The 23,505-nt window shown below is 76.9% G+C and carries 20 protein-coding genes; 7 read left to right on the top strand and 13 right to left on the bottom strand.

Translation table 11 applies throughout. The annotated features are described in order from the left end of the window. Positions 1–114: 114 nt before the first annotated feature. On the bottom strand, positions 115–384 hold the full coding sequence (locus J1G43_RS14780) for a DUF4031 domain-containing protein (protein WP_207340541.1): 270 nt from the start codon (positions 382–384) through the stop codon (positions 115–117). 165 nt (positions 385–549) lie between these two features. Here J1G43_RS14780 and J1G43_RS14775 point away from each other — a divergent pair, with 165 nt between their 5' ends. Next, the gene (locus tag J1G43_RS14775) at positions 550–840 is read left to right on the top strand and encodes a WXG100 family type VII secretion target (RefSeq protein ID WP_207340542.1); all 291 of its coding nucleotides are present in this window, start codon (positions 550–552) and stop codon (positions 838–840) included. 76 nt (positions 841–916) lie between these two features. Here the strand turns inward: J1G43_RS14775 and J1G43_RS14770 are convergent, their stop codons facing one another. The 3 genes from J1G43_RS14770 to J1G43_RS14760 form a co-directional block, all read right to left on the bottom strand. After that, positions 917–1,711 (bottom strand): hypothetical protein, encoded by a 795-nt coding sequence (locus tag J1G43_RS14770; protein ID WP_207378734.1) that lies wholly within the window; start codon positions 1,709–1,711, stop codon positions 917–919. Positions 1,712–1,796: 85 nt separating this feature from the next. Continuing rightward, positions 1,797–3,476: a HAMP domain-containing sensor histidine kinase gene (locus J1G43_RS14765; RefSeq protein ID WP_307859621.1), complete on the bottom strand. Its 1,680-nt coding sequence runs from the start codon at positions 3,474–3,476 to the stop codon at positions 1,797–1,799. Continuing rightward, the gene (locus J1G43_RS14760) at positions 3,473–4,201 is read right to left on the bottom strand and encodes a response regulator transcription factor (protein ID WP_207340544.1); all 729 of its coding nucleotides are present in this window, start codon (positions 4,199–4,201) and stop codon (positions 3,473–3,475) included. Before J1G43_RS14760 ends, J1G43_RS14765 begins: the two co-directional genes overlap by 4 nt. A gap of 190 nt (positions 4,202–4,391) precedes the next feature. Here J1G43_RS14760 and J1G43_RS14755 point away from each other — a divergent pair, with 190 nt between their 5' ends. Beyond that, positions 4,392–5,174 carry a type 1 glutamine amidotransferase gene (locus J1G43_RS14755; protein ID WP_307859620.1) on the top strand — a complete coding sequence of 261 codons (783 nt, stop codon included), beginning with the start codon at positions 4,392–4,394 and terminating at the stop codon, positions 5,172–5,174. Positions 5,175–5,258: 84 nt separating this feature from the next. Here the strand turns inward: J1G43_RS14755 and J1G43_RS14750 are convergent, their stop codons facing one another. The 5 genes from J1G43_RS14750 to J1G43_RS14730 all read right to left on the bottom strand — a co-directional run bounded on the left by J1G43_RS14750 (position 5,259) and on the right by J1G43_RS14730 (position 13,402). Next, entirely contained in the window at positions 5,259–6,038 is a 780-nt protein-coding gene (locus J1G43_RS14750) for a PspA/IM30 family protein (RefSeq protein ID WP_207340545.1), read from the bottom strand. 97 nt (positions 6,039–6,135) lie between these two features. Further along, positions 6,136–8,202 (bottom strand): TPM domain-containing protein, encoded by a 2,067-nt coding sequence (locus J1G43_RS14745; protein ID WP_207371337.1) that lies wholly within the window; start codon positions 8,200–8,202, stop codon positions 6,136–6,138. A gap of 78 nt (positions 8,203–8,280) precedes the next feature. After that, on the bottom strand, positions 8,281–9,351 hold the full coding sequence (locus tag J1G43_RS14740) for a GNAT family N-acetyltransferase (protein WP_242635798.1): 1,071 nt from the start codon (positions 9,349–9,351) through the stop codon (positions 8,281–8,283). A 34-nt stretch (positions 9,352–9,385) separates the two neighbouring features. Continuing rightward, on the bottom strand, positions 9,386–11,032 hold the full coding sequence (locus tag J1G43_RS14735) for a DNA repair helicase XPB (RefSeq protein WP_207340548.1): 1,647 nt from the start codon (positions 11,030–11,032) through the stop codon (positions 9,386–9,388). A 36-nt stretch (positions 11,033–11,068) separates the two neighbouring features. Continuing rightward, positions 11,069–13,402, bottom strand: a complete 2,334-nt coding sequence (locus J1G43_RS14730) for a helicase-associated domain-containing protein (RefSeq protein WP_207378733.1) — start codon at positions 13,400–13,402, stop codon at positions 11,069–11,071. Positions 13,403–13,531: 129 nt separating this feature from the next. Between J1G43_RS14730 and J1G43_RS14725 the strand changes: the two genes are divergently transcribed. Beyond that, the gene (locus J1G43_RS14725; protein ID WP_207378732.1) at positions 13,532–14,779 is read left to right on the top strand and encodes a M20 family metallopeptidase; all 1,248 of its coding nucleotides are present in this window, start codon (positions 13,532–13,534) and stop codon (positions 14,777–14,779) included. Between the two features lie 4 nt (positions 14,780–14,783). Here J1G43_RS14725 and J1G43_RS14720 read toward each other — a convergent pair whose 3' ends face one another. Together J1G43_RS14720 and J1G43_RS14715 are read right to left on the bottom strand one after the other, a co-directional pair. Continuing rightward, the gene (locus J1G43_RS14720) at positions 14,784–15,122 is read right to left on the bottom strand and encodes a TraR/DksA C4-type zinc finger protein (protein WP_207340551.1); all 339 of its coding nucleotides are present in this window, start codon (positions 15,120–15,122) and stop codon (positions 14,784–14,786) included. 34 nt (positions 15,123–15,156) lie between these two features. Beyond that, positions 15,157–16,899: a hypothetical protein gene (locus J1G43_RS14715; RefSeq protein WP_207378731.1), complete on the bottom strand. Its 1,743-nt coding sequence runs from the start codon at positions 16,897–16,899 to the stop codon at positions 15,157–15,159. 189 nt (positions 16,900–17,088) lie between these two features. Between J1G43_RS14715 and J1G43_RS14710 the strand changes: the two genes are divergently transcribed. From J1G43_RS14710 to J1G43_RS14695, 4 genes are all read left to right on the top strand, one after another. Then, positions 17,089–17,472, top strand: coding sequence for a cold-shock protein (locus J1G43_RS14710; RefSeq protein WP_207340553.1), 384 nt, complete (start codon positions 17,089–17,091; stop codon positions 17,470–17,472). Positions 17,473–17,474: 2 nt separating this feature from the next. Beyond that, positions 17,475–18,608, top strand: a complete 1,134-nt coding sequence (locus J1G43_RS14705) for a DUF3027 domain-containing protein (protein WP_207378730.1) — start codon at positions 17,475–17,477, stop codon at positions 18,606–18,608. Continuing rightward, positions 18,605–21,652, top strand: a complete 3,048-nt coding sequence (locus J1G43_RS14700; RefSeq protein ID WP_207378729.1) for a sacsin N-terminal ATP-binding-like domain-containing protein — start codon at positions 18,605–18,607, stop codon at positions 21,650–21,652. The genes J1G43_RS14705 and J1G43_RS14700 overlap by 4 nt, the downstream gene beginning before the upstream one ends. A gap of 66 nt (positions 21,653–21,718) precedes the next feature. After that, positions 21,719–22,483: a CAP domain-containing protein gene (locus tag J1G43_RS14695; RefSeq protein ID WP_207378728.1), complete on the top strand. Its 765-nt coding sequence runs from the start codon at positions 21,719–21,721 to the stop codon at positions 22,481–22,483. A 62-nt stretch (positions 22,484–22,545) separates the two neighbouring features. On the opposite strand, the gene J1G43_RS14690 is transcribed toward J1G43_RS14695, so the two are convergent. Then, positions 22,546–22,863, bottom strand: coding sequence for a DUF2530 domain-containing protein (locus J1G43_RS14690; protein WP_207378727.1), 318 nt, complete (start codon positions 22,861–22,863; stop codon positions 22,546–22,548). Between the two features lie 58 nt (positions 22,864–22,921). Beyond that, a complete protein-coding gene (locus J1G43_RS14685; RefSeq protein ID WP_207340827.1) occupies positions 22,922–23,413 on the bottom strand; it encodes a hypothetical protein in 492 nt (163 codons plus the stop codon). Positions 23,414–23,505: the final 92 nt, after the last annotated feature.

Below are 23,505 nucleotides of genomic sequence, written 5' to 3'. Positions count from 1 at the left end.
CGGGGCCGCGCCCGGGGGCCGCTCCCCGGGGGGGGGCCGGGGCCCCGCCCGGCCCCGGCCCCACCGCCGCGGCGTCCGCGGGTGGTGCGTCAGACGTGGCGTCGGACCGGGGCGTCAGCCGCGGCGGTCGCGGGCCGGGACCCGCAGGCCCGACGCCCGCAGCCGGCGCACCAGCTCGCGGGTGCTGACCGGCTGCGCGCCCAGGGTGACCAGGTCGTCCCAGCGCTCGACGGGGACGTCGTAGTGGTCGAGGTCGAAGGCCCGGCGCGGCAGGCCGGCCCGGGCCGCGAACGCGTGCAGCTCGCCGTACGAGGTGTCGCTCACGAGGTGACCCCACACGGTGCCGTGACGGGGCCACAGCGGCGGGTCGACGAGCACGGTCACCGGGCGAGGGTACGGCGTCAACGCACCACAGCCCCACCGCGGGACCCGGCGTCCACAGCCCTGCCGGCGCGCCCGGGCCCGCGGTCGCGGCGCACCTAGCGTCGGGGACGTGCCGTCGTCACGGTGCCGCGGCCCGCGGCAGCGACGGTGCACGGGAGGACGTCCATGAGCAGGTACGAGGTCGACAGCGCACAGCTCGACGGGTCGGCGGCGGGCGTGCTCGCACGGTCCGCGAGCATCCAGTCCGAGGTCGCCGCGATGCAGCGGCAGCTGACCGAGCTGCAGGCCACGTGGCGCGGCGGGGCCGCGGGCGCGTTCGGCGCCGTGGTGGGGGAGTGGAACGTCACGCAGGCGCGCGTCGAGCAGTCGCTGGCGCAGATCGCGACGGCCATGCAGGCCGCGGCCCGGACCTACGCCGAGGCCGAGGCCCATGCCTCGCGGCTCTTCACGCACTGAGAGCCGCCCCGGCAGGCGGGCGCACCGGTGCGGGGCGCCCGCCCGGCGGCCAGGACGCCGCGCGACGTGGCCGGAGTCAGGGCCGTCCGGTCCCCGAGGTGTGCGGCGTCGGGACGGACGGTGCCGCGTCCGGCGGGGCGGCGCCGTCCGCGGCCGGCGCGGCAGCCGCCGCGTCGGCGGCCTCGAGCCGGGCGATCTCCTTCTCCAGCCGCTGGAGCTCGGCCGACACGTTCTGGCGGGCGGGCTCCTCCCAGGGCTGGGCGAGCGGGCTCACGAACAGCGAAGGGCGGGCCAGCAGCTTGTGGAGGATGCGGATGCGGGCGCGGACGTAGTCCTCGGTGGGCAGGTGGGCGTACTCGGCCCGCACGTCCTGCAGGTAGGCCTTGTACCGCTGGGGCTCGGTCGCGAGCATCGCGAGGTCCGCGTCGCAGAGCACCGCGCAGTCGGAGTCGGTGGGGTCCGGCGCGTGGCGGACGAGCGCCGAGACCAGCGCGGCGACCTTCCGCACGTTGCCCTCCGGGACCCCGAGGCCCGTGAGCTCCTCGCGGGCGAGGACAGCGCTGGCGGCCTCGTCCTCGCCGCCGCGGTTGGCGTACGCCTTGCCGTCGGCGGAGTCGAACACGGCGCCGTGGTACCAGGCGGCCAGGCGGACGAGCTCGGGGTGGTGCGCCTCCTCGTCCAGCTCGTCGACGCGCGCGAGCACGTCGACCAGGTGCCGCAGGTTGTGGAAGTGGCGCTCCGGCCGGGTCCAGCGGTCGAGCAGACCCTCGGCGGTACGCCGGATGTCAGGTGCGGGTGCGGTGCCGCCGGCCTCGACGACGTTCCTGGTGAACGCCGGGACGAGCCAGGCGGGTGCGTCTTGGACGCCCATGGATCAGCCTCACGACGATGGCGAAGGAAGCGCCATCGTAGCCACGTCCCCAGCCCGGGGGAGTGGTGGACCGCGGGTCGGGCAGTCAGCGCGTACCGGGCGGGACGCCGCCACCGGCCTCCGTCGTCCCGTCGGTGGGCGCACCTGCGCCCCTGTCCACGCCGGGAGCGTCCGTCGGTCCGTCGGCCACCCCGCGGGGGCCGGCGACGGGCAGCTCGACGCGGACCGTCGTGCCGCCCCCGGGCGTCTCGTGCACGGTCACGCGGCCGTCGTGCGACGCGACGATCGCGGCGACGATCGCCAGGCCGAGCCCGGAGCCGCCGGAGTCCCGCGTGCGGGAGGGGTCGACGCGGTAGAAGCGCTCGAAGACGCGCTCGACGTGCTCGGGCGGGATGCCCGGGCCGTGGTCGCGCACCTCGAGCACGGCCGTGCGGCCGTCCTGCCCCGCACCGACGACCACCTCGACCGGTGTGCCCGGCGGGGTGTGGCGCGCCGCGTTGCCCACCAGGTTGGCCAGCACCTGCCGCAGCCGCACCTCGTCCCCGCGGACCACGCGCGGACCGCTGACACCGCCCAGCGCCTCGAGGCGCGCCGGGCGCTGCGGGTCCAGCGCCCGCAGGTCGCTGACCGCGTCGGCCGCCAGGACGGTCAGGTCGACCGGGCCCAGCCGGCCGTGCCGCCCCTCGTCGAGCCGGGCCAGAGCCAACAGGTCCTCCACCAGCGATCCCATGCGCCGCGCCGACTCCTCGATGCGGTGCATGGTGTCGCTGACCTGCTCGGGTGTCGTCAGGGCGCCCATCCGGTACAGCTCGGCGTACCCGCGCACGGCCGCGAGCGGCGTGCGCAGCTCGTGCGACGCGTCCGCGACGAACCGGCGCATCCGCGCCTCGGACGCCGTGCGCGCGGTGAACGCCTCCTCGATCTGCGTGAGCATGCCGTTGAGCGCGATCCCCAGGCGTCCCACCTCGGTGGTCTGCGGTGCGACGGGCACGCGCTGGGAGAGGTCACCCGCCGCGATCTTCGCCGCTGTGCGCTCGATCTCGCCCAGCGGGCGCAGGGACCGGCGCACGGCCAGGCCGCCGACCAGCACCCCCGCGACGACGATGAGCACGCCCGAGGCGACCAGCGTCCGGCTCATCTGCACCAGGGTGCTGTGGATGTCCTTCAGGGGCAGACCGACGACCACGGACCCGGTGGTGCCGTCCGGTGCCGAGAAGGGGTACGCGACCACGCGCCAGCGCGACCCGGCGCGCGTCGACGACACCGTGAACGGCTCCCCCCGGGTCGCCGCGGCCTCGTCCGCGGTGAGGTCGGCCACGCGCGGCGTGCCGTACGACCGCTGCGAGGCGTGGCCGGCCAGCTGCGCCTGCTGCCCCGAGGTCTGCACCCGCACGTAGTAGTCCGTGGGGCCGATCTGCCCGCCGCCGCTGGTGAGGAAGGCCAGGGCGTCCTCCGCGACCACCTGCGCCTCGGCGTCGAGCTTGTCGTCGACCGGCGCCAGCAGGGTGCGCTGCAGCAACGTCGTGGCCGTCACGGCGGCGACGACCAGGCCCGCACCCAGCAGCACCGCCGTGATCGTGACCAGCCGGCGCTGCAGCGACGCGGCCCGCCAGGCGTCCCGCAACGACGCCAGCGGGTCACGGTGCGGCGGGGTCCCGGCCGCGGCGTCCGACGCGGCGGCCGTCGCGCCCGGCCCGGCGGCACCGGTGTCACCAGCAGCGGCGTGCACGTGCTCGTCGGACGCCGCGCCGGTCGTCCCGCTCACGGCTGCTCGCGCAGCAGGTACCCCACACCCCGGCGGGTGTGGATGAGCGGCGGCAGCCGGTTGCCGTCGGCGTCCGTGAGGTGGTCGATCTTGCGGCGCAGGTAGGAGATGTACGACTCCACGATGTTCGCGTCGCCGCCCCAGTCGTACTGCCACACGTGGTCGAGGATCTGCGTCTTGGACAGCACCCGCTGCGGGTTGAGCATGAGGTACCGCAGCAGCTTGAACTCGGTGGGGGACAGCTCCACCTCGTGCCCCGCCCGGCGCACCTCGTGCGTGTCGTCGTCGAGCTCGAGGTCCGCGTAGCGCAGCACGTGGGACCCCAGGCCGTCGTCCGGCTGGGTGCGGCGCAGGATCGCGCGGATCCGGGCCACGACCTCCTCGAGGCTGAACGGCTTGGTGACGTAGTCGTCGCCGCCGACCGTCAGGCCCTGCACCTTGTCCGCCGTGTCGTCGCGCGCCGTGAGGAACAGCACGGGCACGTGCTGGCCCTTCTCCCGCAGGCGCCGCGTCACGGTGAAGCCGTCCATGTCGGGCAGCATCACGTCCAGCACCACCAGGTCGGGGTCCGTGTCCCGCGCCAGCCGCAGCGCGGAAAGGCCGTCCGCCGCGGCGTGCACCTCGAACCCAGCGAACCGCAGCGACGTCGCGAGCAGCTCGCGGATGTTCGGCTCGTCGTCCACGACGAGCAGCCGGGCCTCCGGCGCACTGGGCGTGCTGGTCATCCTCCCAGTCTGGGGTCGGATCCTGGGAGCTGCCTGAGTACACGCGGGACGCGTGCACGCGGGCAGGGCACCCGCGACCGGGCACCACAGCCGGAACGGACGTCCCGGGGCACGCCGGCACGACGGCGATCGTGATGGACACGTGACCTGGACGGTCGGCCCGTGACGCCCCGGCGACTACCGTGGACGGGTGACCGTTGACTTCAGCGACCGCACGCTCGACGCCTCCGCCGCCGGCACCGCACCCCGCGTGACCGTCGTCCAGAGCTCCCCTGACGTGGGCCTCGACCGGTTCACCGAGTGGCTGCCGGGCATCGACGTCCAGCTCGTCCGCGCCGACCTCGGGGACGCGCTGCCCGGCCCGACGGAGGTCGGCGACGGTCTGCTCGTGCTCGGTGGGCAGATGTCCGCCTACGACGACCACGCCGCCCCGTGGCTGCGCCCGTTGCGTGACCTCCTGGCCGTCGTCAGCGCCACCGACGTCCCGGCCCTGGGCATCTGCCTGGGCGCCCAGCTGCTGGCCGTCGCCCGCGGCGGACGCGTCCAGGTCGCCGCGCCCCCCGGGTGCGAGGCCGGCGTGATCGACGTGCGGTGGCGGCCCGAGGCGGCGACGGACTCGCTCGTCGCGCCGCTGGTCCCGCTCGCCGGGGCGGCGCGCAGCACCCCCCTGCCCAGCATGCACTCCGACGCGGTGGTCGACCTGCCGCGCGGCGCCGTGTGGCTCGCGTCGTCCGCCACCTACCCGTTCCAGGCGTTCCGCATCGGCAGTGCGTGGGGCGTGCAGTTCCACCCCGAGGCGGGCCTGGCGACCTTGCGCGGCTGGGCCGAGGGAGACGACCGGGTCGACACCGATGCGGTGGTCGCCCAGATGACCGAGCGGGCCGCCGAGGTCGAGGCGGCCGGGCGCGCCGTCGCCCAGGCGTTCGTCAACGTCGTGCACGACCGCGCGTTCGCGCGCCGCACGCGCCCCTGACCCTCACCGCCTCGTCGATCCCTCGTACGGACGACGGCCCGGTCCCCGCGGGGGCCGGGCCGTCACCGTCGGACGGGGTGCGGGTCAGGCGTCGTCGGTGCGGGTGCCCACGGCGGGGGTGACCGTGGTCGCCTCGATCTGCCGCGGCGAGCTGCCCTGCTTGAGCGCGGCGAGCCGCGCCTCGATCTCGATCTCCGCACCGGCCGACTCGAGCTCGGCGAACTGCGAGTCGAGCGTCGACGCGGCCAGCTCGGCCTGGCCCATCGCGTACGCCTCCTCGCGGCGCACCTTCTCCTCGAAGCGCGCGATCTCGCTCGTCGGGTCCAGGACGTTGATCGAGCCGATCGCCTCCTGCACCTGGCGCTGCGCCTGCGCGGACTTCTGCCGGGCGACGAGCGTGTCGCGCCGCGACTTCAGCTGGCCGAGCTTGTCCTTCATCTGCGCCAGGCCGGACTTGAGCTTCTCGACCGTCTCGCGCTGCGAGGCGATCACGGGCTCCGCGTCGCGGACCTCCTGCTCCGCGGTGAGCTGCTTGCCGATCGCGATCTTGGCGAGGTTGTCGAACTTGTCCGCGTTGGCGGTGTCGCCCGCCGCCCGGAACTGGTCGGCACGCGACGACGCGGCGAGCGCCTTCTGGCCCCAGTCGCGGGCCGCGGCGACGTCCTCGTTGTAGTCCTGCTCGGCGAGCCGCAGGTTGCCGATCGACTGCGCGATCGCCTTCTCGGCGTCCGCGATCGAGCTGGTGTAGTCACGCACCAGCTGGTCGAGCATCTTCTGCGGGTCCTCGGCCTGGTCGATGAGCGCGTTGATGTTCGCGCGCCCCAGCTGCGCGATCCGTCCGAAGATCGACTGCTTCTCGGTCATCGTGTCGTGCCCTCCCTGTGGTGCCGACCCGGACCGTCCGTCCGGTGTCACGAGCCGCGTCCGCCGCTCTCGGCGGCCGCGTGAGCTTGCTGCGGCGTCAGAACCCGCCGCCGCGTCCGCCGCCGCCGAAGCCGCCGCCGCGCCCCCCGCCGCCGAACCCGCCGCCGAAGCCGCCCCCGCGTCCGCCGCCGCCGAACCCTCCGCCGAAGCCTCCGCCTCCGCCGCCCCAGCCGCCGCCGCCGCGTCCGCCGCCGCGCAGGATCGAGTCGATGAGGATGCCGCCGAGGATCATGCCGCCGATGTCGTTGCCGCCCCCGGTGCCGCCGTGGCGGTCGTGGTCGTCGTACCGGGCGTTCTCGACGTCGATCTGCGCCAGGCGCTGCGCCTCCGCGGCCAGCCGCTCACCCTGCTGGGCGGTGGCCAGCGCGGTCTCGGGGTCGGTGGTGCGCTGGTCGAGCGCGCGCAGCCGCAGCCGGTCCGCCTCGGCGAGCCGGGTCCGGGCCTGCGGGCCGACCGCGCCGCGCCGCGTGCTGACGTAGTCGGTGGTGGCGCGGACCGCGGAGTCCAGGCGGCCGAGCGTGTCGTCGAGCAGCGCCCGCGCCCGCCGGCCGCGCTCCTCGGCGTCGCGCCGGGGCGCGAGGGCCGCGTCGATCGCGGCCTCGGCGTCGGTGAGGCGGCGCAGCGCCGCGAGCGGGTCACCGGTCCCCGCCCGTGCGGCGGTGGCCGCCTCGACGGCCGCGCGCGCCTCCTGCGCGTGCGGCACGACCTGCGGGTCGCCGGGCGCCAGCCGCTCGGCGTCGGCCAGGTCGGACGTGATCGAGCGGATGCCGGCGTCGAGGCGCGCGCCGGCCGTCGCGAGGTCCGCGTCGGCCGAGTCGACGGCGTCCAGCAGCGTCCTGGCCTGCGCGAGAGCCTCCTCGGCGGCACGTGCGAAGCCGACGGCCGCGGCCCGGTCGCCGGAGCCCGAACGCTCCCGGCCCTGCCCGATGGTCGTCTCGACGTCGTCCAGCAGCCGGGCCGCCTGGTCCGCGTTGCCCGCGACCGAGCCGAGCGTGTCGGGGGAGTAGCGCGCGGTCAGCGTCGCGATCGTGGCGCGCGCCGGCTCCACGCGGCCCCGCAGGCGCTGCGCCTCGCGGTCGTGGGCCGCGAGCGCGTCGTCGACGCGGGCCTCGATGGCGCGCAGCCGGTCGAACGCGTCCTTCTGCTCGTCGAGCTGCTGCTCGACCTGCCCGCACAGCCGCAGGATCTGCGCGGACGTGGCCCGCACCTGCTCCTCGGTGTCGGGCACGTCGTCGTCGAGCGTCTGCCGCAGGCGGAACGCCTCGGTGAGCGTCTGCTTGCCCTGCACCAGCGCGGTCTCGAAGCCGCGCGTCTGGTCCTCACCGAACTGCGCCTGGGCGAACCCGAGCTCCTCCTCCGACGAGCGCAGGGCGTCGTCGAGCGCCACCAGCGCCGAGGCGGAGCGGCGGTCCAGCTCGGCCGTGGGCAGCGCGGTGAACTCGTCGGCGGCACCCGCCACCCGCGTGGCGCCCGCGGTGTCGCGCAGCGTGCCCGTCGGCTGCGGTCGGCGCCGCAGGAACGTGAACAGCAGGACCGCCCCGATGGCGATGAACCCGAGCAGCAGCACCACGGTGAACCCGCCGCCCGACGACCCGCCCGACGCGCCCGACCCCGACCCGACGGGTTCGCCGTTCGCCGCCGCGACGATGCCTTCCGCGGCCGCGATCGCGGCCCCGTCCCAGTCCTCGCTCGCCAGGTCGGACTTGACGTCGTCGGCGACGCGGTCGAGCTGGGAGGACGAGAGGGACCCCAGGCTCCGGGGAGCCAGCCTGTACTCCCGGTCGTCCACGGCGACCGCCAGCACGGCGTCGGACGACCCGAGCCCGGAGGCCTCCGCGGTGCGCTGCACCCAGGTGTCGGGCGACAACCCGTCGAACGTGTCGACGTACACGACCGTCAGCCGGTAGGGCGTCTCGGTGCGCACCTCGTCGACCGCGTCCTGCACGGCCGGCACGTCGTCGAGCACCCCCGCGGGGTCGACGACGGTCTCCCCGCGCAGGTCGAACGGCGCCTCCGCGGCGGCACCGCCCGCGCCGGCGACGAGCACCACCGCCCCGACGGCGACGGCGGCGAACGGGTGGAGGGCACGACGAGCAAGATGCACGTCTCGATCCTTTCTCAGGCCTGCACCTGTGGCAACGCGCCCGGCCGCGCTCGGGTTCCGCCGGGCCGGTGTCCGGCCTCAGGTGACGTCGACGTACCGGTGCCAGGACTGCGTCACGTACGACGTGCTGAACCCGCACCGCACGTACAGGTCGGCGGCACCCGTGGGGGAGTCCGCGTCGACCTCGAGGGCCACCCGCGTCCGCCCCCGCTCGGCGGCGTCCGTGACCACCGCGTCCAGCAGGGAGCGCGCCACACCGCGCCCGCGCGCCGTGCGCAGCACCCCCAGGTACTCGACGTAGCTGCCGACGGCGCGGCCCTGCTCGTCGACCGACGCGCTCGCGATCAGCACACCGACCGGTGCGGGCTCGGCACCGTCCACGAGCTCAGCGATCCACCAGTGGTCCCAGCGGTGACCCGGGTCGGCGCGCAGCCGGGCCAGGAACTCGTCGAACGTCTCCTCGTGGTGGTTGAAGTGGTCGGCGAACGCCTGCTCCAGCACGTCGTGCGACGCGACGAGGTCACGCTCGTCCGGCGCCCCGTCCGCGGCTCGTCGCAGTCGCCGCACGACCACACCGGGTCCCGTCGGACGGAGCCCGCGGTCGTCGTCGCCCACGGGCCGGCGCATCTGCCACCACCGGCGGACCCGGGCGTACCCCGCGGCCACGAGGCGACGCTGCTGGCGGGGGTCCGCGTCGAAGGCACCGCTGTCCAGCTGGGTGCGGGTGAGCCCGCGTGCGCGGGCCAGCGCGAGCCCGGCGGCCTCCGCCCAGGCGAAGAGGGCCGCCGCCACCTCGTCACCCGTGGCGTCGTCGAGGTCCGGGTCGACCACGACCGCGACCAGCACGCGCCCGGCCGCACGGTCGGTCACCGTCGCCCACCCGCGGGCGGCACCCGTGGTGTCGCGCACCACCACGTGCACCCGCGTCCCGGCGCCGTCGCCCGTGACCTCGGCCTGCGTCGCGTCCGCCCCGGCCGTCCGCGCACCCCGTGCCACGACCTCGTGCCGGGCCCGCAGCGCGTGCAGGTCGGGGACGTCGTCGGGCCCGGGGACGTGCGCGCGCCAGCCGCTCGGCAGCGCGGTCGGGAGCAGGTCGGGGGTCAGCTGGAGGAGGGTCATCGGTTCCTGTTCGTGCGGACGTGCGGTCATGCGGACAGGGTGCGGCTGCGCGCGCCCCCACGGTTCACCGGGCTACGCCCAGGTCCTCGGCGTCGACGATCGTGTAGGCGTACCCCTGCTCCGCCAGGAACCGCTGCCGGTGGGCGGCGAACTCCTGGTCGACGGTGTCGCGGGCCACGACCGTGTAGAAGTGCGCGGTCTTGCCGTCGGCCTTCGGGCGCATGATGCGGCCCAGGCGCTGGGCCTCCTCCTGGCGGGACCCGAACGACCCGGAGACCTGGATGGCGACGGACGCCTCGGGCAGGTCGATGGAGAAGTTCGCGACCTTCGAGACCACGAGCGTGGTGATCTCCCCGGTGCGGAACGCGTCGAACAGCCGCTGCCGCTCGCGCACGGTCGTCTCGCCGGTGATGAGGTCCGCGCCCAGGTGCTCCGCCAGCTCGTGGAGCTGGTCGAGGTACTGGCCGATCACCAGGGTCTGCTCGCCCGCGTGCTTCGCCACCAGGGAGTCCACGACGCGGTTCTTGCCGGACGCGGTCGCCGCCAGGCGGTACCGGTCCTCCGGCTCCGACGTCGCGTACGCCATGCGCTCGTGGTCGGGCAGCGTCAGGCGCACCTCGACGCACTCGGCCGGGGCGATGTACCCCTGCGACTCGATGTCCTTCCACGGCGCGTCGAACCGCTTGGGGCCGATGAGGGAGAACACCTCGTCCTCGCGGCCGTCCTCGCGCACGAGCGTCGCGGTCAGCCCCAGGCGGCGGCGCGCCTGCAGGTTCGCGGTCATGCGGAAGATCGGCGCGGGCAGCAGGTGCACCTCGTCGTAGACGATGAGGCCCCAGTCGCGGGCGTCGAGCAGCTCGAGGTGCGTGTACACGCCCTTCCGCTTCGTCGTCAGCACCTGGTACGTCGCGATGGTGACGGGGCGGACCTCCTTGCGCGTGCCGGAGTACTCGCCGATCTCGTCCTCGGTGAGCGTCGTGCGCTTCACCAGCTCGTCGCGCCACTGCCGCGCGGACACGGTGTTGGTCACCAGGATCAGCGTGGTGGTCGACGACCGTGCCATCGCGCCCGCGCCGACCAGCGTCTTGCCGGCGCCGCAGGGCAGCACCACGACGCCGGACCCGCCGTGGAAGAAGCCGTCGACGGCCTGCTTCTGGTACGGCCGCAGCGACCAGCCGTCCTCCAGGAGGTCGATCTCGTGGGCCTCGCCGTTCACGTACCCGGCGAGGTCCTCCGCGGGCCAGCCGAGCTTGACCAGCACCTGCTTGATGTTGCCCCGTTCGGACGGGTGCACGATCACGTCGGTGCTGTCGATCCGCTCGCCGAGCAGGCCGGCGGTGCGCCGCGACTTCATGACCTCGGCGAGGACGGCCGCGTCGAGCGCGTGCAGCACCAGCCCGTGCACCGGGTCCTGGACCAGCTGCAGCCGCCCGTACCGGGACATGGTCTCGGCGACGTCGACCAGCAGCGCGTGCGGCACCGGGTACCGGCTGTACTCCAGCAGCGTGTCGACGACCTGCTCGGCGTCGTGCCCGGCGGCGCGTGCGTTCCACAGGCCCAGCGGCGTCAGCCGGTAGGTGTGGACGTGCTCGGGCGCGCGCTCGAGCTCGGCGAACGGGGCGATGGCGCGGCGGCACGCGTCGGCCTGGTCGTGGTCGACCTCCAGCAGGAGGGTCTTGTCGGACTGGACGATGAGCGGGCCGTCGGGCACTGGCTTCTCCGGGGGGTCGGGGGCAGGCGTGCGGGGTCAGTCGGCCGCGTGGGTGACGTCGGCGATGCGGTGGACGGCGACGGTCAGCTCGGCCTCGCGGCGCGGGTCCAGCGCGCGCAGCCGGCCGCCCTCGACCTTCAGCGGCCGCACGAGCCGCCGGTCGGCGCGCCCGTCGGGGCCGACGATCTCGACCCACACGGCCGTCCGCGCCTGCGCGGCCTCACGGAGCACCACCAACGCGTCACCGGGCTCCGGTGTTCCGCCGGCGGGGCGCCGTGCGGAGGGTGCGGTCGGGTCGGACGACGGACCGCGGCGACCGCTGCTGAGGGCGACGGCCCCGTCAGCGGCACCCACGGGCACCCCCGACGGGTCCGTCGCCCGCCCGGCGGTGACCGGCGCCGGGGGGTCACCGCGGCGCAGGGTCGCGACGACCGACGCGGCGCGCTCCGGCAGCGGTCGCTCGTGCACCGGCGCGGTCCGGCGGGGGCGTGCCCGCACCCGTCGTTCGGGGGCGACGGCGTGGACCACGGCACCGCGGGCGTCCTCGGCGACGGGCGCCAGGCCGCGCGCCCGCAGGGCGTCCAGCAGCTCGGCCGGTGACGCGTCGGCCACCAGCACCGTCGGGGCCAGCAGACGCGGCCGCAAGGACGCCAGGCGCGGGTCGTCGACCAGGCCCGCCAGCAGCGCGGGGTCGTCGGCCCGCACGTACGACGACGCCGCACCGGCCCGCAGCCGCCCGTGGCGGCGGGCCACGTCCCGCACCAGGTACTCCAGGGGCTGCGGCACGCGGCCGCGCGCGGCGGCCCCGAGCCGCGTCAGCAGGTCGTCGGCCGTGGTGCCCGCGTCGAGCGCGCGCAGCACGGAGTCGGCGGTGAACCGCACGGTCACGGCACCACCCCGCGACTCCACCTCGGCGGCGAGCTCCAGCAGGTCCTCCAGGTCGGGCCCCGGCCGCCCGGGCACCACGCCCGTGAGGTCGCCCTGCAGCAGGATCTCGTCGACCGGGGCGGGCAGGTCCGCCGCGAGGGCCACGCCCGCGTCGTCGTCGGCCAGGAGCGCGCGGCCGGCCGACGCGAGCGCACCGGCGCCCAGCACGCCGAGCCGCCCGGCCTCGACCAGCACTGCCTCGATCGCGGACAGCGGCGGCACCGACCGCGGCGAGCGCCAGCGCAGCGCCTCGTGGACGTCGTCCGCGGTCAGGGCCGCACCGCGCGGCGCCGACGCGAGCACGTCCAGCACGGCGCGCCGCAGCCGCGGCACCCACGGCCGCGTCAGCTCGGGGTCGAGGGCGGCGCGCCGGGTGCCGCGGTCGTCCCGCTCGCCGACCAGCCACGGGGTGCGCGCCGACGTCAGCCACGCCCGCGCGAGCGTCGCCCAGCGGGGCGCGACGTCCTGCGCGGCCCACACGTCGGCCTCCAGGGTCGGGACGAACGACGGGCTCTCCTCGCCGTCGTCGGCCAGCAGGCCCGCGGCCGCCGCGGTCTCGACGAGCCACGCGGCGTGCGCGTCGTCGACGTCGAGCGCCTGGGCCGTGCGGCGCAGGTCGCGGGCCCCCAGGCCGCCGGCGCGCAGCACGCCGGGCGGGGACTGCTCCCACCGGGTCAGCAGCTGACGCACCAGGCGCACGGTCTGCTCCGCGGCGCGCGCGGACTCGGCGGCCACCACGCCGGCGTCGCGGACCGGGGCGTCGACGAACGCGGGGGCCAGGGCCGGTGCGCGGTGGGTCCGCCCGGCGCGCAGCGCGAGCGCGACCCGGCGCGGCAGCAGCACGTGACGCTCGTCGGCGCGGGTCAGCAGCCCGTGCCCGACCAGCCACGACACGGCGTCCGCGGCTGCGGTGCCCGGCGGCGGGACCAGTCCCACGGCCGGGCCCCACGTCAGCGCGTCCAGCACGGACGCCGCACCGGGCGGGGCGTCGACGAGGTCGGACAGGGAGTCGCCCGTCTCGTCGTCGTCACCGGCGCCCGGCGGTGCGAGGCCCGCGACGGCCGCGCCCAGCGCGTCGGTCACACCGGGCGTGGCGTGCAGGGTGCCGTCGTCGTCGGGCCACAGCAGCGCGAGCGCGACCGCGTCCTGGACCGCACGTGCCACATGGGGTGCGTCGTCCACTCCCGCGCCGACCGCCGCCTGCACCTGCGCGGGCGTGGGCGGCCCGACCGTCGAGGTCAGCACGACGACGGACTCGAGGACCTGCAGGACCAGCGCGTCCACCCAGGTCAGCGCCCGGTCCAGGCTGGACCGGCTGGTGGCCCGCGCGGCCAGCGACGCGAGGGTCGCGGGGTGCGGGGTGGCCAGGTCGGGCCGACGCACGAGCAGCGCGACGAGCTCGTCGTCGCTGCGTGCGCGCAGGTACCCGGTGAACGTGGCCATCCGCACCACGATACGTGGGGCGGCGGGTCGGGTGAGGCGTCGGCCGGCCATGGTGACCCCGGTCCGGCCGTCGGGCGGACGGTGCGCGACCCCGGGAGGGCAGCGGCCTGCCTGTGGCAGGGTGACCGCATGGCGCTGGACGAGACCACGACCCCGGACGAGCACCCCGCCGTCGCCCTGGCGGCCCTGCGCGACGACGCGCGCCGTGAGCTGCCGCGCACCGCCGCGCTGCGGCACGCGCTGCACCGGGTGCCGGAGCGCGGGCTCGACCTGCCGCTCACGCAGGGTCTGGTCCTCGACGCGCTCGCGGACCTGGACCTCGAGGTGTCGACCGGGCGGGCCCTGTCCTCCGTCACCGCGGTGCTGCGCGGGGCGCGGCCGGGCCCGGCGGTGCTGCTGCGGGGCGACATGGACGCGCTGCCGGTCACCGAGGAGTCGGGGGAGCCGTTCACCTCCCAGCACCCGGGCGTGATGCACGCGTGCGGGCACGACCTGCACGTCGCGGGCCTGGTCGGCGCCGCGCGGCTGCTCGCGGCGCGGCGGGAGCAGATCGCCGGGTCGGTCGTCCTGATGTTCCAGCCGGGCGAGGAGGGTGAGCACGGGGCGCGCCTCATGCTCGAGGAGGGCGTGCTGGACGCGGCGGGTACGCCCGTCGTCGCGGCGTACGGCGTGCACGTCATGGCCTCGACGCTGCCGCTGGGCGTGGTCGCGTCGCGGCCCGGGACGTTCATGGCGGCGTCGGACACGGTGCGCGTCACGGTGCAGGGGCGCGGCGGGCACGGCTCCAAGCCGTACCTGGCGGCGGACCCGGTGCCGGTCGCAGCCGAGATGGTGCTGGCCCTGCAGGCCATGGTCACGCGGCAGTTCGACGTGTTCGACCCGGTGGTGCTGACGGTCGGCCGGGTCGAGGCGGGCACCAAGGACAACATCATCCCGGACGTGGCCCACCTCGAGGCGACGGTCCGCACGTTCAGCGCGACGACGCACGCGGCGGTGCCGGAGCGCGTCGCGCGGCTGTGCGAGCACGTCGCGGCGGCGCACGGCATGCGTGCGACCGTCGAGTACGAGCGGGGCTACCCGGTGACCGCCAACGACGCGGACGAGGTGGCGCGCGCCCGCCGGGTCACGCACGACGTGCTCGGTGCGGACGCCTGGCAGGACGCACCCGCGCCGGTGCCCGGCGCCGAGGACTTCTCGTACGTGCTGCAGCAGGTGCCGGGCGCGTTCGTGTTCGTGGGCGCGACGCCCCCGGGCGAGGACTTCCGCACCGCGCCGTACAACCACTCGCCGCGCGCCCGCTTCGACGACGAGGCCCTGGTGGCGGGGTCCGCCGTGCTGGCCGCGCTCGCCCTCGACCGGCTGGCCGAGGGCAGCTGACCCGTCAGGTGTGCGCGACGCAGGTCGTCGCCGTGGGCCGCGCCTCGAGGCGGGCGTCGTCGATGGGCTCCCCGCCCACCGCGCACGTCCCGTACGTGCCGTCGGCCAGCCGGCCCAGGGCTGCGTCGACCTCCGCGAGGCGGCGGTGCGCACCGTCGGCGAGCGCCTCCAGCTGGGCGCGCTCGAACGCGATCGTCGCGCCCTCCGGGTCGTGCTCGTCGTCCACGTTGGCGCCGCGGGCGGCGTCGACGACGTCCTGGTGGGCGTCACCCAGCCCCGACAGTCGTGCGACGGCGTCGCGCCGCAGCTCCAGCAGCAGCGCGCGCGCCCGGTCGTGGTCCACGCCCCCGGTCTACCAGCCGGTCCTGACACGCACGTCAGGCGCCGTCCACGACGTCCGACGCCTCACCGACGCGCACACCGACGGCGGTGGCCGGCGGCAGGGCGTCCCCGGGGCCGGCGACGGGTGCGCCGTCCGGGTCGCCGTAGGGCGCCGGACCGGGCGTCGTCGCCGTGCCGCCCGGGGTGGTGGTGAGCCCGGCACGCACCTGGGCGTGCGACTCCTGGGCGCTGTGCCGGTGGCGCGCGATCTCGGCCGTGACGCTCTCGACGCGGGCCAGCAGGCGGTCGGCCTCCCGCCGGACGGCGGCGACGGCGCGCGCGGCACGCTCCGCCTCGTTCCGCCGGCCGACGGCGTGAAGCATGCCGCGCGCACCGACGGTGATCGTGAGCGCGAACGCGCTCACGACCAGCAGCCACTGCGCGTCGCCGCGGGTCATCGCGGTCATGACCCACAGCAGCGCCGTACCGGCCGCCAGGCCGGCCGTCAGCCGGAGGCTGCGGGGCGTGACCGGCTGCGGCGGGGTGGACGCGCGGGCCAGGGCCTGCGCGGTGCCCTCGACCTCGGCCCGGCCCGCGCGGGCGCGCAGCGTCAGGCCGGCGGCCGTCGCCTCGAGCACCTCCGGCGCGGGGACCTCGGCGGTGGCGAGCAGCCGGTCGGCGGCCCGCAGGACCCACGGCGCGCACGCGGCCCGGGCCACGTCGCCCACCGGGTCCCGACGCTCGAGCGCGTCGGCGCGCAGCAGCGCGAGCAGGTCGTCGGTGGCGGCGTCCCACGGCGGGCCGGGGGCCTCCTGCCCGGTCACGACGGCCTCCAGCTCGGCCACCCGGGCCATGAGGTGCGACTCCTGCTCCGCGCCCTCGTCGATCAGCGCGCGCAGCACGTCGACCAGCTCGGTCACGAGGGGGTCGGGTCCCGGGTCGTCCGCGGGGGCGTCCCCGGCGGCGTCCGTGCCGGCGGCGGCGGGCGGCGGGGTCATGAGCTCCTGCAGCCGGCCCAGCCCGTCGGCCCCCCGCCGCACCTCCGCGACCTCGGGGGCGCTGGCGACGCTCGACCCGCGGTAGGGCACGCCCTTGAGCTGCTCGGTCCACGCCGCGACCGCCTCCTCGGCCGTCGCGTCCGGGACGTCCGCGACGGCAGCCGTCAGCCGCTCGACCAGCGCGGTCCGGGCGGCGGGCCCCAGCCGGCCCTCGGCGGCGGCCAGCCACAGCACGCGCTGGGCCCGGGTCACCGGGCGGGTGGCGTCGAGGGTGCCCAGGGCGTCGGGTGCCCACCGGGCCACCAGATCGGCGCGCCCGCAGGCGGCGCCGGCCACCGTGAGGAACGTGGCGGTGCGGCGCAGGTCGATCGCGGCGGCGCGCTGAGCGGCGCCCTCGTCGTCGGGGCCGAGGGCGGCCACCGCGTCCGCGAGCCAGTAGCCCGGCGCGGCGGGCGCGCCGCTGACGTCCAGGACGGGTCCGTCGCCGCCGGCCGGGGTGCCGAGCGCGACGAGCCGGGCGCGCGCCGCCTGCCGCACCAGTGCCGGGCCGGCCACCAACGAGAGCTGGTCGCGCAGCGAGCTCAGCTCGACGAACGCGTCGAAGGCCTCGGACAGCCTGGTCAGCCGCGTCTCGATCGACCCGCGCAGCGACGCCAGGTCGCTGCGCAGGGCCGACGCCGTGCGGTTCTGCACCTGCAGCGAGCGGTGGAGACTCTCGAGCTCGCCCGTGAGCTCGCTGATCCGGCGGGACTGGGCGTGGTCGGACTCCTGGGTCCAGAGGCCGAAGGGGCTGTCCGTCATGTCGTGCTCCTCCCGTTCGGCGGTGACCCTAGCGACCGCGGGCGTGCCCGTGCTGCGGGTTCACCCGCACGAGCGCACGTCACGGGGGGTCCGGGGCGGTCCGCGGAGCGTGAACCCGGGCCCGGCCCGGTAGCCTGGTGACGGTCTGCGGGAGTGCTCGCGGATGTGTCCGGCGCTGAAGGAGCGGAAGTGCCCACCGGCAAGGTCAAGTGGTTCGACACCGAGCGTGGATTCGGCTTCATCGCAGGCGACGACGGCGGTGAGGTCTTCCTGCACGCCTCCGCGCTGCCCGTGGGGGTCACGGCCCCCAAGCCGGGCACCAAGGTCGAGTTCGGCGTGGCCGACGGCCGTCGCGGACCGCAGGCCCTGTCCGTGACCGTCCTGGACCCGGTGCCCTCGGTGGTCAAGGCGAAGCGCCCCCCGGCGGACGAGATGGCCGTGGTGGTCGAGGACCTCATCAAGGTGCTCGACAAGGTCGGCAACGACCTGCGCCGCGGCCGCTACCCCGAGGGTCAGCGTGCCGCGCAGTTCGCCACGCTGCTGCGTGGCGTGGCCGACAAGCTCGAGGCCTGAGCGTGGCAGCCGTCAAGGACGCCGTGCTGGAGCGCGCCGTCGACCTCGCGCGCCAGGTCGCGGTCGAGATCGCGGAGGAGCCCCAGGACGTCGGCGAGTACCTCGGTGCCGTGCGGGAGGCGGAGCGGCTGGTGTCCCACCGGTTCGCCTGCACCGCGCGCGGGTACCGCGGCTGGGCCTGGACCGTCACGGTCGCGCGGGTGCCGCGCGGGCGGACGGCCACGGTCTGCGAGGCGGAGCTGCTGCCCGGCGACGACGCGGTCCTGGCGCGCCCGTGGCTGCCGTGGTCCGAGCGGCTGCGCCCGGGTGACATCGGCCCGGGCGACGTGCTGCCCTTCCGTCCCGACGACCCGCGTCTGGAGCCCGGCTTCACGCCCACGGGCGACCCCGAGGTCGACGAGGTCGCGATCGACGAGCTGGCGCTGGCCCGCGTGCGGGTGCTGTCGCCGCTGGGCATCTCCGAGGCCGCCGAGCGCTGGTACCGCGGGTCGCGCGGCCCGGCGACGCCCGGGTCGGTCGCGTCGGCCGGCGCGTGCGGGTCGTGCGGGTTCCTCGTCCCGCTGCAGGGGTCGCTGGGCACGCTGTTCGCGGTGTGCGCCAACGAGTGGTCGCCGGACGACGGCAAGGTCGTCAGCCTGGACCACGGCTGCGGCGCCCACTCGCAGACCGACGTGGACCCCGCGCCCACCGAGTGGCCCGCGGCGGACCCGCTGCTCGACGAGAACGCGGTCGACGTGCTCGAGCTGCCCGCCCGCCGGCGGCCGTCCGCGGCCGTCGACACCGCCGCGGACGCGCCCGAGCCCGTCGCCGAGGCCGAGCCCGTCGCCGAGGCCGAGCCGGTCGCGGAGGCCGAGCCGGTGATCGAGGCCGAGCCGGCAGCGGAGAGCGAGCCGGTCGCCGGGAACGACGGTGCTGCCGAGGCCGAGCCTGTCGCCGTCCTCGACGAGGTCGTCGTCACCGAGGTCCTCCCCGACGCCGAGGTCGCCCCCGACACCGAGGTCGCCCCCGACACCGAGGTCGCCCCCGACACCGAGGTCCTCCCCGACACCGAGGTCGCCCCGGACACCGAGGTCGCCCCCGACACCGAGGTCGCCCCGGACATCGACGCCGACGCGCGACCCGCCGACGGGTCGTGACCGTCGACGTCTTCGGTACCGACGCCCTGCGCGGCGCGGTGCTGGAGGCGTGGCGGGCGTCCCCGACGCGGTTGCGGGAGGACGCGAACACCGAGGAGGACCACGCCCGCGGGTACTACCGCGACCGGGTGCTGGTCGAGCTCGCGCAGAACGCCGCGGACGCAGCGACGCGGGCGGGCGTCGCGGGGCGGTTGCTGCTGCGCGTGGCGACGACGGACGAGGGCACGGCCGTGCTGGTGGCCGCGAACACCGGCGCACCCCTGGACGCGGCGGGGGTCGCGTCGATGGCGTCGTTGCGGGCGTCGGCCAAGCGGGACGCCGGCGCGGGCACGGTCGGGCGCTTCGGTGTCGGCTTCGCGGCTGTGCGGGCCGTCGCGGACGAGGTGACGGTCTGCTCGACGTCCGGTGCGGTGCGGTTCTCGCTCGCGGACACGCGGGAGGCCGTCGGGCGGACGGCCGCGCAGGAGGCCGCGCAGGGCCGGGCCGCGCTGGCGGACGAGGTGCGTCGCCGTGACGGGTCCCTGCCGGCGCTGCGCCTGCCGTGGCCGACCGAGGGCCGCCCGCCGTCGGGGTACGACACCGCGGTGGTCCTCGAGCTGCGGGACGCGCCCGCCCTGGACGAGGTGCGGTCCCTGCTGGCCGACGTGGACGACCTGCTGCTGCTGGCGCTGCCGGGGCTCGTGGAGGTCCTGGTCGACGTCGAGGGGGAGCGGCCGCGCCGCCTGGCCGACGTGCACGACCGCTGGGACGTCCTGACGGCGGGGGGCGAGGTGCCGCTGGGCGTCGTCGCGGACCGTCCGGTCGAGCAGCGCACGGCACGCGCGTGGCGGGTGACGTGGGCGCTGCCCCGCGTCCCCGAGGACGCGCCGGGCGGCACGGTGCCGCGGGTGGTGCACGCGCCCACGCCCACCGACGAGCCGTGCTCCCTGCCGGCGGTGCTGGTGGCGACGCTGCCGCTGGACCCGTCGCGCCGCCACGTGGTGCCCGGGCCGCTGACGGACGAGGTGCTGGCCCGCGCGGGCGAGGCGTACGCCGAGCTGGTGGGCCGGCTGGCGGCCGCCGGGCAGGACGCGGCGGCGCTGGTGCCCACGGGCTTGGCCGCGGGTGCGATCGACGCGGCGCTGCGCGAGCACGCGCTGGCGGCACTGGTCCGCACGCCGCTGCTGGTGCCCGCGTCGCCGGACGACGACCTGGTGCCGCCGCTGCGGGCGACGGTGGTGCGGGACCTGTCGGACGGCCCTGCCGTCACGGCGCTCGGTGCCGTGGTCGCAGGGCTGGTGCGGGTGCCGCCGTCCGGGACGGCGGCGCTGCGCGCGCTGGGCGTCGAGGAGCGCACGCTGGCCGAGGTGGTCGACGAGCTGCCGACCGGCGGTGACGTCGACTGGACCGCCCTGTACGACGCGCTCGACGCGGCGGCGCAGGACGCGACCGCGCGCGAGGGTCTGGCGGCGCTGCCGGTGCCGCTGGTCGACGGGCGCGTGGTGCGCGGGCCGCGGGGCGTCGTGCTGCTGGACGACGACGTGGCGGGGCTGGCGCCGGCGACGCTCGACGCGCTGCGGTCGTGGGGCCTGCGCGTCGCGGACCCGGCGGTGGTGCGTCCGCTGCTGGCGCGGCTGGGTGCGCAGCGCCTCGACGCGGCCGGGCTGCTGGCGCACCCGGCGCTGAGAGCGGCGGTGCTGGGGCAGGCGGACGACGACGACCTGGAGCACGCGGACGAGGTGACCGCCGCGGTGCTGGACGTGGTCGCGGCGGCCGGCGCGGTGCCGCCGGACGCGGCGGTGTGGCTGGGGCTGCTGACGCTCGACGCGGCGGACGGCGAGCCGGCGCCCGCGCACGGCCTGGTGCTGCCGGGCGGCGCGGCGGCGCGGCTGCTGGACGACCGGGTGCTCGCGCCCGTGGCCGCGGACGCGGTGGAGCGGTGGGGCCGGGACGTCCTGGCGGCCGTGGGCGTGCGGGACGACCTGGTGGTGACGACCGTGCCGGACGTCGTCGCGGGCGTGGCGGACGACGACGGCGACGACCCGGCGGCGCTGGCTGCGGCCTCGCTGGACGGCTGGGAGCAGTACGTGGCCGACCTGGCCGACGTGCTGGGGCCGGGCACGTACTGCGGCGACGTGGCGGCCGTCGCCGACCTGGACGCCGTGGACGACGCGTGCTGGCCGGCGCTGCTGGCCCACGTGGCCGGCACCCCGGCGCTGCGGGCGGCGCTGGTGACGCCGGTGCGCGGCGAGGGTGCGGCGGCCACCGGCCCGTCGTACACGGCGTGGTGGTTGCGCACGCGGGCCGACCTGCCGGTGCCGGAGGTGTTCGCCCTGCCGGGTGCGCGCGGCCTGCCCGCGGCGCTGGTGCCGCCGGCGCCTGACCTGCTGCACGGGCTGGACGCGACGGTGCTGCGGGCCCTGGGCGGGATCGGGTCGCTGGCCGAGGTGCCGCCGGACCGGTGGGCGGTGCTGCTGGAGCGGCTGGGGCCGGTGGGCACGCGGGTGCCGCTGGACGTCGCGGGGCACGTGTGGCGGGCGTGGGCCCGCGGTGCGGGGCCGCAGGAGCCCCCGGCGACGGTCGTCGCGCTGGTGGGGCCGGGCGTCGCGCAGGTGGTGGACGACGCCGCGGTGGCCGACGATCCCCGGTGGTGGCAGCGCGCGACGTCCGACGTCCCCGTGGTGCCCGTGCCGGGAGCCGACGGGAGTGACGCCGGTGCCGCCCGGACGGTCGCGGACCTGCTGGACCTGCCGCTCGCGTCGGACGGCACGGACGCCGACGTCGGCGGCGGCGACCCGGAGGAGGTGCCGGACGCGCTGCTCGCGCTGCTGCCCGACGCCCCCACGGTGTGGTGGCGGCACGACGACCTGCGCGTCGGCGGCGAGCCCGTGGACTGGTGGGTGCAGGGTGCGGGCGCCGACGCCCGGATGCACGCCGTGCACGTGGCGGGCCTGGCGGCCGCGCTGGCGTGGGCGACGGGCCGGTGGGCGTCCCGTGGTGCCGTGGCGGCGCTGCTGGGGGACCCGGACGACGGCGACGCGGCCCTCGACCTCGTGATCGGGTGAAACGCCCGAAGCAGGAGCAACTACCAGCAACTACCGATTCAGGTCACTAGCGGGTAACGTCCGGGTGTGCCCGCCGTCCACCGCCGCGACATCCGCCGCTGGCAGGACCGCCGGGCGCGCCGACGTCGCCGGGTGCGTCTGGTCGGGAGTGCGGGGACCCTCGTCGTCGCGATGGCCGTGCTCCTGTCCGCCGCACCCGGCGCGAACGCCCCCACCCGCGAGGTCGTCACGGCGCAGCCGGGCGACGGGCTCGCCTCCCGGGTGCAGGACGTCGCGTCGCGCGGCGGTGAGCGGACGGCCGACCCCGCCCCCGCCGAGCCGTCGCCCCTGACCAGCTCCGCCGTGCCGCAGACGGCGCCCGCACCCGCGGACGGGGCCGCGGACGTGCCACCGGCGCCGCCCGCACCGCCCGCCTCACCCTCCCCGCAGCCGCAGGCCGCCGCACAGCCACCCGCGGCACCCGCCGACGCCGCGGGTGCCCTCGCGGCGGAGATCGTCACGCTCACCTCGGCCGAGCGGACCGCCGCCGGGCTGCCGGCACTGGCCACCTCGGCGTGCGCCACCGAGCAGGCCGCCGCCCGTGCCGCGCTGCTGGTGGCGCAGGGGCGGTTCGAGCACGACCCGCTGGGCCCGGTGCTCGAGGCGTGCGCGGCGGGCACGGTGGGGGAGAACCTGTCGCTCGGCTACCCGACGGCCCAGGGCGCGGTCGCGGGGTGGATGGCGTCGCCGGGGCACCGCGAGAACATCCTGCGCCCCGCGTACACGCAGATCGGCGTGGGGTGCGCGGCGGGGGCGCGCGGGTGGCTGTGCGCCCAGGTGTTCCTGGGCTGAGGTCACGTCAGGGTGCTGCGTCAGGGCGGTTGCGTCAGGAGCGCTGCGTCGGCGTTCCTGCGTCAGCGGTCGGTGGGTGCGCCGTCCGTGGGCGGCGCGGTCGCCTCGGCGCTCGGGCGGATCATCGCGCCGGTGCCGTCGGCGGACAGCCGCCCGTTGCGCCGTGCCCACTGCACCCCGACGATCCCCAGCAGCACTCCGGCGGCGCACACGAACACCCACGAGGTGGGCACCACGTCCAGCAGCGACAGCACACCGGTGATGACCAGGGCGCCGGCCCACACGACCGTGCCCGCCCCCATCACCCGGGCCAGATCGACGTCGATCGGCGGCGGGGGTGTGCGCTGCGGGCGCAGCAGCGTCTTGACGATCGGGGGCACCGTTCGATGGTAGACCGCGGCAGGTCCGTGGCCGGCGACCCGGCGGTCGGCGCGCTGGTCAGCACCCCCGCTGCAGTGCGGCCTTGACGAACCCGCCCGCCTGCCAGGCGTAGCGCATGACCCACCGGTCCAGCCCGATGTCCTCCCGTCGGCCGACCACCTGCACGCCGTCCTCGACGCACCGTCCCACCACCCACCGGGCGCGCAGGACGTTCGGTGCGGCGGTGATGACGGTGGCGGTCCGCCAGCCGCGCGCGGACATCTCGGCGCGCAGCGTCCTGGCCTCGCCGCGCGTCGTGTACGGGTCGGGGCGGTGGCACACGACGGCGACCGGTGCCGTCTGCGAGCAGAGGGGAACGGCCGCCGGGTCGTCGGCGAAGAGCAGGATCGCGCCCGCCCGGCCGTCGGCCACGAGCTCGCGCGCCCAGTCCACCCGCCATGCCTGCGGCGGCCCGAGGACGACCACGACGTCCGCGGTGCCCGGGGGGTCCTGGGGCGGGGCGACGAGCACCGGCACGCCGGCCAGGGCGACACCGAGCGCGGCCGTCACGACCGTCGTCGCGGCCCGGCGGAGCCGTCGCAGAGCGGTCGCCCGCCGGGGCCCGTCGGTGCTCGGCGCGTCGGGCGTCCGCGGTGGTGCCG

Source organism: Cellulomonas sp. zg-ZUI22, from assembly GCF_017353535.1.
In the GTDB taxonomy this organism is placed as follows: Bacteria; Actinomycetota; Actinomycetes; order Actinomycetales; family Cellulomonadaceae; genus Cellulomonas; species Cellulomonas wangleii.
The sequence above is the reverse complement of the archived record's forward strand: the minus strand, read 5'-3'. Positions and strand labels throughout refer to the sequence as shown.